This is a genomic window from Paenibacillus sp. sgz302190 (assembly GCF_059820445.1).
Genome location: NZ_JBZYAO010000013.1, coordinates 117,643 through 132,715, shown reverse-complemented (window position 1 = coordinate 132,715; position 15,073 = coordinate 117,643). Strand labels below are relative to the sequence as shown.

The following is a 15,073-nucleotide window of genomic DNA, read 5'->3' as shown; positions in this document are numbered from 1 at the left end:
TCGATCGCCGACCGAATTATGCGCAACACATAAGCTGCGTTATGTAAAAAGCCTGACTGCTGTGGCGATGTTATTCGCTCAGCAATCAGGCTTTTTATATTGCATGAAATTATTTGCGCATAGCGTTAACGATCAGTTCGCCCATCGCAACCGTGCCGATGGCTTTGCTTTTGTCGACGGCGATGTCGCCTGTGCGGTTGCCCGCGTCGAGCACTTCTTTGACCGCGCGCTCGATGGAATCAGCCGCATCGTGATAGCCGAACGTCAGGCGGAACATCAGCGCGACGGACAAAATCGTAGCGATCGGATTCGCGATGCCTTGACCGGCGATATCCGGAGCGGAGCCGTGCACCGGCTCGTACAAACCGAAGCTGCCTTCGCCCAGGGATGCGGAGGAAAGCATGCCGATCGAGCCTGTCAGCATCGCAGCTTCGTCGCTCAAAATGTCGCCGAACATGTTCTCGGTGACGATGACGTCGAAGCTGGACGGACGGCGGAGCAGCTGCATCGCGCAGTTGTCGACGAGCACATGCTCCAGCTCGACATCCGGATAATCCGCGGAAACGCGGATTACCGTTTCGCGCCACAAGCGGGACGTCTCCAGAACGTTCGCTTTATCAACGGACGCCAGCTTCTTGCTGCGGGTGCGCGCGATGTCGAAAGCTTGGCGGGCGATGCGCTCGACTTCAGCGACGTTGTACACGCAAGTATCCACTGCTTCTTGGCCGTTTGCGCCTTCGCGGCGGAATTTCTCACCGAAATAGATGCCGCCTGTCAATTCGCGAACGACGATCAGGTCGGTTCCTTCCAATACTTCCGGTTTCAAAGTGGAAGCTTCTTTCAGGCAATCGAAAATAACAGCCGGACGAATGTTCGAGAACAGTCCGAGCGCTTTGCGGATGCCGAGAAGCCCTGTTTCCGGACGCAGCTCCTTCGGATTGTTGTCCCATTTCGGACCGCCGACAGCGCCCAGCAGAACGGCGTCAGCCGATTGGCACACCGCAAGCGTTTCTTCCGGCAGCGGGGTGCCTTTTTGATCGATGGCGATACCGCCGAACAGCGCATGCTCGGTTTCAAATTGGTAACCGAACAATTCTTCCGTACGCTTCAATACTTTTTCCGCTTCTGCAACAACTTCCGGACCGATTCCGTCTCCGGCGATTACAGCGATTTTTTTCACTTCTGCCATGACTTTCATTCACTCCCTGGTTTCATATTCCTGCCGCTTGGCGCGGTCAGACATCCTTCGTTAACGTCGAAAAAAGACTTCTATATATTGTACCATACTTAGGCCAGGTCACTTAGATATAAAATCTATCGCTTTAATAGGCTACACCTATAAAGAAGCATGTAAACGTGGTTGAATCACTCACCGCCGGAGCAGCACATCACTGCTGACGCGGCAAAAACCTGCAAAAGTGCAGGCTTTTTCTTTGAAAGAGGCTCATTTTGAGGAAAAACCTGCAATTGTGCAGGAATTTCCGACCCAGATGGGTCCGAACTCATGTATGCGCGAAAAAAACTGCATTTTTGCAGGAATTTTTCGTTTCCGGCGTACCAGCGAGGAAAAAACTGCACTTTTGCAGGTTTTCCCTGCTTTGCCAAGCGGGTGTGCGCCTTTTGCAGGTTTTCCCCACGGTCGGCAGGCTATCCCTCCCTCCGTTCGCTGCACGAATCGCCGTAAGTCACCCTGCCCCACCGCATCGCACCGCAACCACACGCTGGCTTTGACATCCATTAGGGTTCAGCCCTTCTGGATACCCTAGTAATAATGTATCTCGTACACTCCGGGATATTGTGGCCGACCGACCGCCGTCATGCCGTGCAGCACCGCGCGCCGGGAGCTGCGCGCAGATTCGCCGGTGCCGATATGATTCGACCCGAGCGGCACCGGCGAATCCGATCATTTTCTACCCTGTTCCTTATCCATTTCATCTTACGTAAACAACCGGAATCCGTAGAATAAAGATAGATCGCAAATACAGGAGGTCAGTAATATCATGAAAAAAATGATAAAAATCGCTGCAACGCTGCTTGCCGCTACTACGCTGCTTGCCGGATGCGCCAGCGGCGAAAAACCTGCGGATCAGCAGGGGGCGGGAGCGGCGGCAGGAACGTCCACGGACAAAGTCAAGCTCTCCGTATGGCATAACTGGACAGGCCAGGATGCAAAAGCCATCGCCATGAGAAAGATTTTGGACGATTTCAAAACGCAAAATCCCGATATCGAGCTTGAGGTCGAGGGTCTCCCGACAGACGGCTTGAAAACGCGCCTCAGAACCGTAGCCGCGGCGAATGAAATGCCGGATTTGTTCGTGATGTGGCCCGACGCCATGACGAAGGAATTTGTGAGCGGCAATCTCGTGCAGCCGATCAACGATTTCCTCGACAGCAAGCCGGAGTGGAAAAACAATTTCATTCCGAACGCGCTGGACGGCTATACCGTGGACGGCAACATTTATTCCGTTCCGATGAACCTGTCACCTACCTCTTTCATTTACTATAACAAAGCTTTGTTCGACAAATACAATGTACAGGTTCCCCAAACATGGGACGAGCTTAAAGCGGCAATCGACACGTTCAACAAAAATAAATTAATCCCGATCGCCCTCGGCAATAAAGCGAACTGGGCCGTCCAATCCACCATTTTCAGCGCGATCGCCGACCGCGTGACCGGAACGGACTGGTTCCTGAAAGCGGCGAAACAAGATGGCGCCAAATTTACAGATCCGCAGTTCGTCGAAGCTTTGAAAACGCTGCAGGATCTCAGCAACGCGAAAGCTTTCCAGGACGGCTTTAACAGTATCGATCAAAACCAGATGAGACAGCTTTTCTTCCAAGGCAAAGCGGCTATGTTTATCGACGGAGGCTGGGCGATGGCCGACGTTGTAACGAATGCGCCGAAAGAAGTGCTGGACCAAACGCACGTTACGATTTTGCCTCCTGTTAACGGCGGCAAAGGCGAGGCCAAATCCACTTCCGGCGTCGTAGGCACGGGCATGGGCGTAAGCAAAAAGCTGACCGGCGCCAAAAAAGACGCGGCGATGAAGCTGTTCTACGCGCTTTCCGGTCCGGACGGCCAGCAGGCGACTTTGAACAGCAGCACGCTCGTCAGCTACAAAATCGATCTGGACAAAAGCAAAGCTCAACCGCTGTTCGTGGAGCTGAACGAGCTGATGAAAACTGTGAAAATTACTCCCGTCTACGATTCCAAGCTGAGTTCCGCTGCCGTTGATGTCATCAACAACAATCTGCAAGAGCTGCTCATGGGCGGCAACCCGGAAGCAATCGCCAAAAAAATCCAGGACGCGCAAGCAGGCGCGCTGGGCAAATAAAGGAACTGCTGCAACACCCCCAGCCCTCCACGTTTGTGGCAGGGCTGGCTACTTTCCCGAAGGATGTGAAAAGATGAATACAGCGTATGTCCGCAGGTTCGTTGTGTTAAGCCTCCTCCCCGCCGTCTTGATCTATGCTCTATTTGTATTTGTTCCGGTCATCTGGTCCAGCTACTACAGTTTTTTCGACTGGAAAGGCATCGGCGCCGCCAAGTTTATCGGCCTCAAAAACTATGTTGAAATCATTCACGATGAGGTATTCTGGAGAGCGTTCAAGAACAACATCATTTTTGTCGCCGTAGCGGTCTTCGGCCAGCTTCCCATCGCTCTGGTGCTTGCCATCATGCTGCATAAAAGCAATGCCCTGCAGCGTTTCATCCGCTCCGCCGTCTTTATGCCGATGGTGCTTTCCTCCGTCGTCATCGGGATGATCTGGCAATATATTTATCACCCGCAGATCGGCATTTTGAACTTTTTGCTGGACAAGCTCGGTTTGTCAAGCTGGAAGCTGCAATGGCTGTCCGACGCGAAAATCGCGATTTTCGCCCTTGCTCCCCCGCTCGTCTGGAGCTTCGTCGGCCTTTATTTGATCATCTTTATTTCCGCGTTTCAGAACATTCCCGGAGAAATCCACGATGCCGCGCAAATTGACGGCGCGGAAGGAGCGCGCAAGCTCGTTTCCGTGACGCTGCCCATGATCTGGAGCACCGTGCAAATCGCCATCGTCCTCTGTATTTCCGGAAGTCTGAAATCGTTCGACCTCGTTTACGTAATGACCAAGGGCGGTCCGGCGCATGCGACCGAATTGCTAGCAACTTATATGTACAACTCAACCTTCTCTTCGTACCGCTACGGATTCGGCAGCGCCATATCCACGTCGATTGTCCTCATCAGTCTTGTCTTTATCGGCATCAGCCAATGGTTAACGAACAAAAGCGCGAAAGCGTAAAGAAAGGAGCAATATAAGATGAGCTATTTGGCAGCAGCCCGGCCGCAAGCGAGTGCGAATAAAACGGGTTCTTCCATGAAAAAATGGAGACAAGGCATATTTTGGACGTTTTTGACTTTATATGCTATTTTAACGTTATACCCGCTTTTCTGGCTGGTGATCAGTTCGTTTAAATCGAATGCGGAGTTTTTCAACAAGCCTTTCAGCCTGCCGGAAAGCTGGCATTTCACCAATTTCGTGACAGCCTGGAACACCTCCAAGATGGGCCTCGCGTTCGTCAACTCGGTCATCGTATCCGCCGTCTCGCTGGTTTTGACATTGTTTATTACTTCGCTTGCGGCATACGTTCTGGCCAGATTTAAGTTCCGCTTCAAGGGAATCATTTTAACTTTTTTCGTCATCGGCATGCTGATTCCGATTCACAGTACGCTGGTGCCGCTGTTTATTTTGATGAAGCAGCTTTCGATGCTGAATTCGTACTGGGCACTTATTCTTCCTTATACCGCCTTCGCCCTTCCGACCGCCATTTTTGTGCTGACCGCTTATCTGGCTTCGGTGCCCAAAGAAATCGAGGAAGCGGCTTATATTGACGGAACCAAGCTGTGGGGCGTTTTTTGGCGGATTATGCTGCCGATTTCGCTGCCTGCTTTATCTACGGTCATCATTTTGAGCTTTTTGCACTTTTGGAACGATTTTTCCTTTGCCCTTGTTTTCATTAGCAAAAGCAGCCTAAAAACGCTGCCGCTGAGCATCGCTACGTTCGCCGACGGCTATCAGACCGATTACGGCCTGACGCTGGCTGCGATGACGATTGCGGTGCTTCCGACCATTGCCGTGTATTTGATGTTCCAGGAACAGGTTATGAAAGGAATGACGGCCGGAGCCGTAAAGGGCTGATCGTACAGGCAAAAGCTAAGGAGGATACATGAATGTGGCGATGGATGGGATACTCCCTGCGGCGTAAGCTATCCTTCATGCTGCTTGTAACGGCGCTAATTCCGCTGCTGTTTCTCGGTTCGTTCGCCTTCGTCATTTCTTCGAACATTACGCAGGAGAAAGCGCAGCAGGCCGGACTTGACACTCTCGCGCAAATGGATGCCAAGTTCCGTTTTATTATCGGCGATGTCGAAAATATTTCAATTTTCCTGATCGGCCTGCGGGACATTCAGGAGTATATGAACAAGCCCGACAATGATGTGGCCGCGCAAACCCGCATCCTCGGCCTGATGACCAACCTTATGCATTCCAAAGACTATTTGTCCAACATCACGATTTATCCGGCAAACGGGGGCGATCCCCTGTCCACGACGACGATCTATAGCAGCGACCTGGGCAAGCAGATGGATGTCAGACAGGTGCAGGACAAGCTGTGGACCGGACTGTACACGATACGAAACTATGCAGGGGACCGCCATGTTTTTTCCTTCATCCGCCCTTTGCGCAGTGTGAACAATTATCAGACGCTGGGCTGGCTGTCGATCAGCCTGGACGAGCAGACGGTGTCCCGCATCTGGTCGGAGACGCAGCTTGCCGAAGGCCATGGTCAAGTGGCGCTGCTGAACGGCAGCTATGACGTCATTTCATCTACGGATAAAAGCTGGCTGGCCCGCCCTGCCGGGGCGATGTTTCCGGAAATAGCGGAGCTTGTTGCGGGCAAGGTATCCGGCGAATGGGCAAGCGGCAGCGGGAGCGCCAAGCAAAACGTGCTGTTTTATCGGGATGTCCGCACCGGATGGACGCTTATCGGCATCATTCCCTTCGAGCTTTACAGCGCCCAAAACCGCTACATCCTGCAGTTGACGGGCATTGCCGTCGTCATATCGGTTTTGACGACCGCCATACTATTGATTTTTTTCATTCAAAAAATTACGAACCCGCTTCGCGCATTGACCCGTCTGCTGTCCAAAGTGAATCCGTCCGAGCCGCTGCCGCTCTATCCGGCGGAAACGGATGACGAAATCGGGCGGCTGGCGCAAAGCTACAACATGCTCGGCAAACATATCGATACGTTGAAAAAGCAGCTCATTCAAAACGAAGCCCGCAAAAAAGAAGCCGATATGCGCGCGCTGCAGGCGCAAATCAATCCGCATTTTTTGTACAACACGCTGTCTTCGATCCATTGGATCGCCCTGCTGAAGGAGGAAGAGCGGATCGCCGAAATGGTCGGCGCGCTCAGCGATTTTCTTCGTTTCAGCTTGAACAAAGGCAAAGAATACTGCACGGTGTCGCAGGAGCTCGCGCATATCCGGAATTACATTCAGGTGCAGGCGATACGCTTCCCGGATCAGTTTGAAGTTGATTTTACGATCGATCCGGACCTGAACGACGCATACATGCTGAAGCTTCTGCTGCAGCCAATCGTGGAAAACGCGATGATCCACGGCATCCAAAAGAACGATCAGAAGGGCCTGATTTCCATCTACGCGGAGAAAAAAGGGAACAGCATGAACTTCATGGTGCTTGATGACGGAATCGGCATGTCCGAAGAGCAGCTGCAGCTCGTCAAAGACAGCCTGCGCCCGCAGGAAGGCTCGTATTCGCCTGACGCCAGCTACGGGCTGCGGAACGTGCACGAACGTCTTCAACTGCATTACGGCATCGAATCCGGGATCGAGATCGAAAGCAGGCTGCATGTGGGCACGCGCGTTTCTTTTTCCATTCCTATTTTGGAGGGCACTCATGAAAATCATGATCGTTGATGACGAGGTTATTATCCGCACCGGCCTGGCTAAAGTCATCAAATGGAGCGAAATCGGGCTGGAGCTGCTGGAGCCGGCCGTTTCCGCCGAGGAAGCGCTGCAGCGAATCCCGCTGGAGAAGCCGAACATTTTGCTGACCGACATCCGGATGAAGGGCAAGGACGGCCTGCAGCTCGCTGAGGAAGCCAAGCAAATTTTGCCTGAGATCGAAGCGATCATCCTCTCCGGGTATGACGATTTTGCCTACATGCAGCAAGCGATCCGGCAAGGGGTCAGCGACTATTTGCTGAAAACGAGCAGACCGGAAGAAATCATTAAAACGGTGCTGAAAGTCAAGCAGAGCATTGAGGACAAATGGAAACACCATAACCAGGATTTGTACAAAAACAAGGAAATGCGCGGCAGGCTGTTCGAGCGCTGGATTATTGAAGGAGAGACCGAATCGGTAGATGCCGCGCTGCTCCCCGACTATTTGCCTCTCCTGTTCAACGAAGGCGAGACGGCAAGCGGCAAGCTGCTCGTCTATATCATCGCGGCGGAAGGCTGGGGCGAGACGGCCTCGGCGGAATCGCTGCTGCTGTTTGCCGCCGCCAACATGCTCCACGAGCTGCTGCCGTGCGAGACTTTGATTCATCGCAAGCGAATCGTGATGGCGATGCGGCTTGGCAGCCCGAACGAGCGCTTCGCGGCGCGTCCCGCGGCATTTCAAAAGATCGAGCGGCTTTTGAAATGCAAGGTTTATACGGCCATCGGCGAGCCCGTCGGCCAACCGGACGAGCTGTACCATTCGTATGCCGCGGCGGACTACGCGTTCAGCTATAAACACCTGATCGAAGAGCCGGTGCTGGATTATGCGCACATTTCCAAACGCAAAGGCGGCAAAACGGTCTGCTCGCACGAGGAGGAGATCGAGCTTTCCTCCATTATGCTGGAAGGCGATTCCGTTGCCCTGAAAGGCTGGGTTCAGCGGTATATCCAGCAGGAATTGGACAATTCCCAGATGACTATCGAGTCCCTGGAATCGTTGATCCGCTCGGCCGCCCTGTCCGCCCACCGCTGGCTGGAACGGGTTTTGGCGGCAACCGGGCGTTCGGCAAACATCGATGAGCATGTAACGGGCTTTGCGATAAAGCGCGGCTCCGCCCCCAGGGATGCCTTGTTCCAGCATCTGCTCTCCCTGATGGAGCTGTACCACCACAAGCTCGCGGAAGGGCAAGCCACCCACGCCCAGAAAGCGATGGCTTATATTCAGGAAAACCTCAGCGGCGATGTCGGACTGCAGCAGGTGGCGAGGTTTGTTCATCTGCACCCGAATCATTTGAGCGAAGTGTTCAAAAAAGAAACCGGAATTACGTTCAGCGATTACGTAACGAAGCAAAAAATGAACCGGGCCATGGAAATTTTAACCGTATCCCCCGTCAAAATCGCCGAAGTGGCCGCGGCCGTAGGATTCGAGGATATGAAATATTTCAGCCAGGTGTTCAAAAAATTCACTGGAAAAACGCCCAGCGAGTTCCGGGAAGAAGCGAATCAGCAAGCAGGATCATCACCCAAAATTTGATGCCAGGCGGAACGGATGCCAAATGGAGTTAAGGGAGAGAACTTTCATGGAATTATCAGGTTTATGGCGAATTCAGCAGTTTGAAGCAGGACAAACCAGAGCGCTTGACATCGCGTCGGCCGGATTGGACGACCGCTTCTGGATTACGGCCAAAGTGCCGGGCGACGTGCACTCCGCATTGATCGAAAGAGGCATTATCGATAACCCTTATTTTGGACACAACGATCAAAAAAGCAGATGGATCGAGCAAAAGGAATGGTGGTACCGTTATTCCTTTTCATATGAGCTGAATGAGGGCAGCGGGGAGCGCCACGAGCTGATTTTCGAAGGGCTCGATACGTTCGCCACGATTTTCGTAAACGGGCACGAGATCGGCACGACCGCCAACATGCTGATGGCCCATACGTTTGACGTCACCCGCATCCTGCAAAACGGCAAAAATACGATATCCGTAAAATTCGATCCGCTCAATTTGCACAACCGCGAAAAAGAGCAGTTCCAATGGTCGTCCTACACCAAAGAACGGCCCTGGCTGCGTAAAGCCGCAATGAATTTCGGCTGGGACTGGGGCCCGAGAATGGTAACTGTCGGCGTCTGGGGCGGCGTCCGCATCGAGCGCAGGCGGCTTGCCAAGCTGGAAAGCGTCTTTGCCAGAGCGCGCACGGCTTCCAAGGAGCAGGCCGATGTGCAAGTTGATGTGGAAGTGAAAACTTACCGCACTGTCAAGGAGAGCCGGGGCAAAGGCAGCAAGGGCAACGCCGGCCGGCGCGAATGCCGCATCCGTTTGCTCGATCGGGAGGGCCGCGCCGTTGCCTCCGCCGCAAGCCCCGTAACAGGCGGCTCGCATTCATTCGCGATTGAGGTTAAGAGCCCGCAGCTGTGGTGGACGCACGATTTGGGCGAGCCGTATTTGTACGAGCTGGAAGTTTTGCTGTACGCGGACGGGGAACTCGCGGATCAGTACCGCATGCCGTTCGGCATCCGTACCATCGAGCTGCAGCTCGAAGACGAGCAGGGCCGGCCTGCGTTTGCTTTTGTGCTCAACGGAGTCAAGCTGTTCGCCAAAGGGGCCAACTGGATTCCCGCCGACCATTTTATCGGCAGCATTCCGGATGAGCGCTACCGCGATCTGATCGACCTGTCGGTCCTCTCCAACATGAACATGCTGCGCATCTGGGCCGGCGGCATTTACGAGAAGGACGTCTTTTATGAGGAGTGCGACAGACGAGGGGTGCTCGTTTGGCAGGATTTTGCGTTCGCCAACGCGCTTTTCCCTGATTTTAACCGCGATTTCATGGAAAATGTCCGCAATGAAGTTGTGTATAACATCATGCGTCTGCGAAACTATGCTTCGCTTGCCCTTTGGTGCGGCAACAACGAAATTGACTGGCTCTACGATATGAAATCTTCCGGCGGAGACATCGATTGTCCCTTCTATGGAGAGGCGATCTATCACGAGCTGATTCCCGAAGCTTTGGAAGAGCTTGACGACAGCCGGGCTTACTGGCCTTCCTCGCCTTTCGGCGGCAATGATGCGAACGATCCGGATATCGGCGACCGCCACAACTGGCAAGTATGGCACGGCTCCGTGTATCCCCGCAAATTCGGCGAAGCGCCGCTGCTCGATTACAGCATTGAAGGCGTCACTTTTAAAAACTACAAAAAAGACTCCACTTTGTTCAGCAGCGAATTCGGCATGCACGCATCGGCAAACCGCTATACGCTGGAGAAAAATATTCCGCTGGGCCAATTTTACTGGAACAGCGTGGAGATGGCCTACCGCAACAAAGATACGAACCATCAAAAAGGCATACTCCTGATGGAAGGATTCACAGGTATCCCTAGCGATATTGAGGAATATATGAACTTCTCCATGCTGACGCAGGCCGAAGGCCTCAAATACGGCATCGAGCATTACCGCCGCAACAAGCACTGCACGAGCGGATCGCTCGTCTGGCAGCACAACGACAGCTGGCCGGGCACAAGCTGGTCGCTGATCGACTATGAGCTGCTGCCGAAAGCGTCTTTCTACTATGCGGCCAAATTTTATCATCCGCTGCTTCTCTCGCTCGACCATGAGCCAGGGCAGCCGCTGCGCGTCTGGGCGGTCAACGATACGCTCGACGTTTTGCAAGGGCAAGTCAAGCTCAGCGTGTTCGACTACTTCGGCAAAGAGCTGTTCATGCACTCGTTCGACGCAAACGTGCAGGCCAATTCCGCAAGCTTCCTCGGCAGCCTGAACGAAGCGGAGGTCTTAAACGGCGCGGACCCTGCGCAAGTCGTCGTGAAATTGAGCACCGCGGATTGGGCGGCGCCGGACAATCTGTTCTACTTGCGCGACCAGAAAGATCTGAGGCTCCCTGCCGCGAACCTCAGCGTAGAAGTCGATCCGGCGGAACAGACCGTCGCCATCACCGCAAACGGAGCGCATGCGCGCATGGTCAAAATCGACATACCGCAGGGCAACCTCCGGTTCAGCGACAATTTCTTCGACCTGCTCGCAGGCGAGACCAAAGTGATCCGCATCCGGCATCCGCATGGTCAGCCGGTCTCCCTGGCCGACATCCGCGTAAGCGCCATGAATTAAACCCGAAGAGGCAGTCCCGCAAGCGTATACCGCAGGCGGAACTGCTTCTTTTCCTATATACGCCCACTGTCAATCGCGAAAAGTTTCCAACATCCGCCGGCTTCAGCGATTATGATCGCGGTCGGTCGACTGCATGAACGGCTTGATAACTCAAAAGCCTGCAAAAGTGCAGGCTTTGTCGATGGAATCGACCCGTTTTGGGGAAAAGCCTGCAATTGTGCAGGAATTTCCGCAGATGAGCGGGCTGGACGCATAAACCTGCGAAAAAAACTGCAGATTTGCAGGAATTATCCGAAACGGGAGCTTCAAGGAGCAAAAAGATGTACTTTTGCAGGTTTTTGATTCGCTGCGCAGCACATCCGTTCGTTAGAAACTGCTGGTAACCCGAAAGCCTGCAAAAGTGCAGGCTTTGTCGTTGGAATCGGCCCGTTTTTGGGAAAAGCCTGCAATTGTGCAGGAATCTCCGCCGAAGAGCGGGCTGGACCCATAAACCTGCGAAAAAAACTGCAGATTTGCAGGAATTATCCGAAACGGGAGCTTCAAGGAGCAAAAAGATGTACTTTTGCAGGTTTTTTGATGTGCTGTGAAGCCAGGGGGAGTGCCAATCTCCTGCAGACTCTAAAAACCGAGCATCGTGCCGGATGTGAAATAACGCTGCAGTAGTGCGGCTGGCGACCTTCCTTTCCATTCCGCGAAACACCGCCGTGCATCCGCCACAACGCCACCGCTTTCGCTTGTGAAGCTGCGCCGATGAGCGCTCGGGCGGCGATTCCGCTTGTGAGGCTGCGGCGATAGCGCTCATGCCGCGCCTTCCTCCTGTGAGGCAGCGCGGAGCGCTCCGCCTCGCTGCGGAGCCAGCGTTGCAAGCGTTGCAATAAGCGGGCAAAGCGCTCCGGCGCATCCGCCACAGCGCTGCTGCCGCTTTTCCCGCAGGCACGCCGCCCGCAAAAAAAAACGCCTCCATCCCGATTAGGTTTGGAGGCGTTTTTCCGCTTCATTTTCAGCGGCTATACATTTTGCAGATAAGATGCCATCGCTTTGGCGAGTTTTTGCATCCCGAGGATCGTGTTGTCGCGGTCTGTATGCGTGTAATTCAGACGCATCGTGTTGTACTGCGGGTTCTCGGCAAAAAACGTCGACCCCGGCACGAATGCGACGCCTTCCTGAACGGCCTGCTTGAGCAATTCCTCGGCGCGGATATGCTCTGGAAGTTCCACCCAGAAGAACATGCCTCCCTTCGGCTCCTCCCATTTCATTCCCGGCCAGCTCAGCTCGTTCAGCAAGCCTGCCATCAGCTTCATGCGCTGTCCGTAATGTTCGCGGATCAAAGCGATGTGCGCGTCCAGATCAAAATGCTCCAGCAAATGATACAGCGTCTGCTGGTCGATGCTGCTGGAATGCAGGTCGGCGGACTGCTTGAACCGCGCCATTTGACGGATAAGCGTCTGATCGCCGATGACCCAGCCTGTGCGGAAAGCCGGAGCGACCGTTTTGGAGAAGGTGCTCGTGTACACGACGCAGCCTCCTTCGGCACGGCCTCCCAGCGAAAATACCGTCGGGTACGTGGCGCTGCTGTCAAACTGGATCTCACCGTACGGATCGTCTTCGAGGATCAGCACGTCAGCCGCGCGGCAAATGTTCAGCAAGCCCTTGCGGCGCTCGAGGCTCCATACCCGGCCGGCCGGATTGGAGAACGTCGGTATGACATAAACCAGTTTAGGATTATGCGCGGCGATTTTCGCGGACAGATCGTCAAGAATCATCCCGTCATTATCGCTGTCTACGGAAATAATGCGTGCCCCTTTTGCCTGAAACACCTGCAGCGCCGCAAGATAAGTCGGTCTCTCGACAAGAATAATATCGCCTTCGTCGATATACACGCGGGTCAGCAGATCGATAGCTTGCTGCGAGCCTGTCGTCAGCAGCATCTCGTCCGGCGTAACGTGCATATTCTTGGTCGCCATACGGCGGCAAAGCGTCTCGCGCAAAGGCTTGAAGCCCTCGGTCAAACCGTATTGAAGCGCCCCCTTGCCCTGGGCGATGACTCTTTGAAACGCCTCGCTCACCGCATCCAGAGGAAAAAACTCTTCTGCAGGCAGTCCGCCGGCAAAAGAAATGATGGAGCTGCCCTGAGTCAGCTTCAAAATTTCTCGCACCGCCGATGAGGAAAAACCATCCAGCGATTTGGAAAATCGAAAATTCATAACGGACGCATCCTTTCGTATTTGTAGAAAGCACCCCACAGCCCTTACAGCCAGTTGAGGTGCTTAACGTGATGAGCCTAAAGCAAAGTGCGTTAAATCAAAGAGACATTCCGGCGATTGCTCGTCGGCGTTTTGCGCTTGTCGATAAGCCGGTTCACCGCATCCAGATAAGCTTTGGCGCTGGCTTCAAGAATGTCCGTGCTGATGCCGCGGCCTTGGACGGAAATATCGTTTTGCTTGAGGACGACATGCACTTCGCCCAGCGCGTCCTTCCCGTGGGAAACGGACTTGATGGAGTAATCGTCAAGCTCGACTTCTTCCTTCGTCGCTTTATCGATGGCATTGTAAATCGCGTCTACGGAGCCGTTGCCGACTGCGCTTTCCGCAATTTCGCCGCCTTCCTGCAGGCGTACGTGCACCGTTGCCGTCGGGGTCATCTGGTTGCCGTAGGCTACCTGCAGGGCGCCGAGCGAAAATACTTCCGGCGTCTCGATCAGCTTCTCCTCGATCAGGGCGCGGATGTCTTCGTCCGCCACGTTTTTCTTGCGGTCCGCCAAATCCTTGAATTTGGCGAATGCGGCGTTGACCTGCTCGTCTCCGAGGTCGTAGCCGAGGTCGACCAGCTTCTCCCGGAACGCGTGGCGTCCGGAGTGTTTGCCCAGTACGAGCTTGCTCTCCTTGACACCGATGGTTTCAGGGGAGATGATCTCGTACGTCGTTTTTTCCTTCAGCATCCCGTCCTGATGGATGCCGGATTCGTGCGCGAACGCGTTGGCGCCTACGATCGCTTTGTTGCCTGGCACCACCATGCCGGTCAGCTTGCTGACCAAACGGCTGGTGCGGTAGATCTCGCTCAGTACAAGCGATGTCTTCGCTTGGAAAAATTCCTGGCGCGTCTCAAGCGCCAGAGCCACTTCCTCGAGCGAGGTGTTGCCTGCGCGCTCGCCGATGCCGTTGATGGTGCCTTCGATTTGATCGGCACCGTTCAATACCGCCGCGAGCGCGTTAGCCGTAGCCATGCCGAGATCGTCATGGCAATGCGCGCTCAGCTGAATTTTTTCAATGCCCGGCACGGTGTCCTTCAGCATTTTAAAAATGTTGCCGTAGTCGTAAGGGGTCATATACCCGACCGTATCCGGGATATTGACTACCGTTGCGCCTGCGCGGATCGCCATAGCCGTTACTTCGGCGATGAAATCCAGCTCAGTGCGCCCTGCGTCCTCCAGCGAAAATTCGATTTTGCTGAAATATTTTTTGGCGTATTTGATTGCCGCCTCTGCGGTTTCCAGCACTTGATGCTTCTCCATCCGCAGCTTGTGCTGGCGGTGGATCGGCGAAGTTGCGAGGAACAAGTGAATGCACGGGTCCTGTGCCCCTTGCAGCGCTTCTCTGACGGCTTCGATGTCCTGCTCCCGGGAACGGGACAGCCCGATGACAGAGGCATTCTTGACCGCTCTGGCAACGGCGTTCACGCCTGCCAGATCCCCTGGTGAAGCTGCCGGGAATCCGGCTTCCATACGGTCGATCCCCAGCTTCTCCAGCTGAAGGGCGATCTCGACCTTCTCCTGGACGTTCAGGTTCACTCCCGGCGACTGTTCGCCGTCCCGCAGCGTCGTATCAAAGATGTAAATTTTACGCACAGTATGTCACCTCCTGATGGCTGTTAAAAGGCCTTACTCGTCTTTATAGTATTCACAGGGAGTGAACGGGCAAACCATGCTCCGATCACTCCCTGCGA

At 54.1% G+C, this 15,073-nt stretch carries 11 protein-coding genes; 6 read left to right on the top strand and 5 right to left on the bottom strand.

All coding sequences use genetic code 11. The annotated features are described in order from the left end of the window. Positions 1 to 109: 109 nt before the first annotated feature. Positions 110 to 1,189, bottom strand: coding sequence for a 3-isopropylmalate dehydrogenase (leuB, locus tag AC6RNO_RS16555; RefSeq protein ID WP_488438253.1), 1,080 nt, complete (start codon positions 1,187 to 1,189; stop codon positions 110 to 112). Positions 1,190 to 1,365: 176 nt separating this feature from the next. Next, the gene (locus tag AC6RNO_RS16550) at positions 1,366 to 1,605 is read right to left on the bottom strand and encodes a hypothetical protein (RefSeq protein ID WP_474685937.1); all 240 of its coding nucleotides are present in this window, start codon (positions 1,603 to 1,605) and stop codon (positions 1,366 to 1,368) included. 395 nt (positions 1,606 to 2,000) lie between these two features. Here AC6RNO_RS16550 and AC6RNO_RS16545 point away from each other — a divergent pair, with 395 nt between their 5' ends. The 6 genes from AC6RNO_RS16545 to AC6RNO_RS16520 all read left to right on the top strand — a co-directional run bounded on the left by AC6RNO_RS16545 (position 2,001) and on the right by AC6RNO_RS16520 (position 11,131). Beyond that, complete coding sequence (locus AC6RNO_RS16545) at positions 2,001 to 3,335, top strand: extracellular solute-binding protein (RefSeq protein ID WP_497106085.1); 1,335 nt, start codon at positions 2,001 to 2,003, stop codon at positions 3,333 to 3,335. Between the two features lie 73 nt (positions 3,336 to 3,408). Beyond that, positions 3,409 to 4,284 (top strand): ABC transporter permease subunit, encoded by an 876-nt coding sequence (locus tag AC6RNO_RS16540; RefSeq protein WP_497106084.1) that lies wholly within the window; start codon positions 3,409 to 3,411, stop codon positions 4,282 to 4,284. 18 nt (positions 4,285 to 4,302) lie between these two features. Beyond that, positions 4,303 to 5,181, top strand: a complete 879-nt coding sequence (locus tag AC6RNO_RS16535) for a carbohydrate ABC transporter permease (RefSeq protein WP_474685943.1) — start codon at positions 4,303 to 4,305, stop codon at positions 5,179 to 5,181. A gap of 32 nt (positions 5,182 to 5,213) precedes the next feature. Beyond that, positions 5,214 to 6,983, top strand: a complete 1,770-nt coding sequence (locus tag AC6RNO_RS16530) for a histidine kinase (protein ID WP_497106083.1) — start codon at positions 5,214 to 5,216, stop codon at positions 6,981 to 6,983. Further along, complete coding sequence (locus AC6RNO_RS16525; protein ID WP_497106082.1) at positions 6,964 to 8,544, top strand: helix-turn-helix domain-containing protein; 1,581 nt, start codon at positions 6,964 to 6,966, stop codon at positions 8,542 to 8,544. The genes AC6RNO_RS16530 and AC6RNO_RS16525 overlap by 20 nt, the downstream gene beginning before the upstream one ends. 46 nt (positions 8,545 to 8,590) lie before the next feature. Next, positions 8,591 to 11,131, top strand: a complete 2,541-nt coding sequence (locus AC6RNO_RS16520; RefSeq protein ID WP_497106081.1) for a glycosyl hydrolase 2 galactose-binding domain-containing protein — start codon at positions 8,591 to 8,593, stop codon at positions 11,129 to 11,131. Positions 11,132 to 11,240: 109 nt separating this feature from the next. On the opposite strand, the gene AC6RNO_RS16515 is transcribed toward AC6RNO_RS16520, so the two are convergent. The 3 genes from AC6RNO_RS16515 to AC6RNO_RS16505 form a co-directional block, all read right to left on the bottom strand. Further along, positions 11,241 to 11,933 (bottom strand): hypothetical protein, encoded by a 693-nt coding sequence (locus AC6RNO_RS16515; RefSeq protein WP_497106080.1) that lies wholly within the window; start codon positions 11,931 to 11,933, stop codon positions 11,241 to 11,243. 205 nt (positions 11,934 to 12,138) lie between these two features. Next, entirely contained in the window at positions 12,139 to 13,335 is a 1,197-nt protein-coding gene (locus tag AC6RNO_RS16510; protein WP_488438409.1) for an aminotransferase-like domain-containing protein, read from the bottom strand. Positions 13,336 to 13,427: 92 nt separating this feature from the next. Further along, entirely contained in the window at positions 13,428 to 14,975 is a 1,548-nt protein-coding gene (locus tag AC6RNO_RS16505) for a 2-isopropylmalate synthase (RefSeq protein WP_474685954.1), read from the bottom strand. Positions 14,976 to 15,073 lie beyond the last annotated feature (98 nt).

Coding starts and splice junctions, on each gene's coding strand:
- AC6RNO_RS16510 (WP_488438409.1), bottom strand. CDS start 13,335: ATGAATTTTCGATTTTCCAAATCGCTGGATGGTTTTTCCTCATCGGCG.
- AC6RNO_RS16535 (WP_474685943.1), top strand. CDS start 4,303: ATGAGCTATTTGGCAGCAGCCCGGCCGCAAGCGAGTGCGAATAAAACG.
- AC6RNO_RS16520 (WP_497106081.1), top strand. CDS start 8,591: ATGGAATTATCAGGTTTATGGCGAATTCAGCAGTTTGAAGCAGGACAA.
- AC6RNO_RS16525 (WP_497106082.1), top strand. CDS start 6,964: ATGAAAATCATGATCGTTGATGACGAGGTTATTATCCGCACCGGCCTG.
- AC6RNO_RS16515 (WP_497106080.1), bottom strand. CDS start 11,933: ATGAGCGCTATCGCCGCAGCCTCACAAGCGGAATCGCCGCCCGAGCGC.
- leuB (WP_488438253.1), bottom strand. CDS start 1,189: ATGGCAGAAGTGAAAAAAATCGCTGTAATCGCCGGAGACGGAATCGGT.
- AC6RNO_RS16545 (WP_497106085.1), top strand. CDS start 2,001: ATGAAAAAAATGATAAAAATCGCTGCAACGCTGCTTGCCGCTACTACG.
- AC6RNO_RS16540 (WP_497106084.1), top strand. CDS start 3,409: ATGAATACAGCGTATGTCCGCAGGTTCGTTGTGTTAAGCCTCCTCCCC.
- AC6RNO_RS16530 (WP_497106083.1), top strand. CDS start 5,214: ATGTGGCGATGGATGGGATACTCCCTGCGGCGTAAGCTATCCTTCATG.